At 55.0% G+C, this 553-nt stretch carries 1 protein-coding gene; it reads left to right on the plus strand.

Annotated elements, in window-relative coordinates:
• Positions 1 to 30: 30 nt before the first annotated feature.
• Complete coding sequence (locus tag ACM6UT_RS23470; RefSeq protein WP_416799665.1) at positions 31 to 543, plus strand: GrpB family protein; 513 nt, start codon at positions 31 to 33, stop codon at positions 541 to 543.
• The last annotated feature ends 10 nt before the right edge of the window (positions 544 to 553 follow it).

The raw sequence follows: 553 nt of genomic DNA on the forward strand, positions 1-553 counted from the left end.
TGAACTGCCGCCCACATCACGGATGCGCTCATGCCGACCTTGGTTGAAATCGTTCCCTTTGACCCGAAATGGATAGATGATTTCTCGAGAGCCGAAGCCCTTTTGAGAAAGGTGCTCGGGGTGAGCGTGGTGGCTGTCGAGCACATCGGCAGCACCGCAGTACCCGGATTGCCCGCAAAGCCCATACTTGACGTAGATGTCATTGTACCGAGCCTCAGAGACATTCCTGATGCAAGCGCAGCTCTCATTGACGCTGGCTTCGAGGCACGTGGCAATCGGTATGATGATGATGTTTGGGCCTTCCTTCTGAAACGCCCTTCACCCCAGATAAGGGTCTACCTTTGCCCGCCCTCCAACCTGACACATGATAGGCGAGTGCTTTTCCGAAACTACCTCCGCCAACACAACGATGCGGCCTTGGCATACTCCACCCTGAAACACCGCCTTGCTGAGCAGTTCCCGTATGACGGTGATCGTTACACCTCAGAGAAGAGTACCTTTATCTCCGAGATAGTCAGCGCGGCGCAAAAGGACATGGGATGACCGCTTAGGG

The sequence above is a fragment of the Ciceribacter azotifigens genome, assembly GCF_048159625.1.
In the GTDB taxonomy this organism is placed as follows: Bacteria; Pseudomonadota; Alphaproteobacteria; order Rhizobiales; family Rhizobiaceae; genus Allorhizobium; species Allorhizobium azotifigens.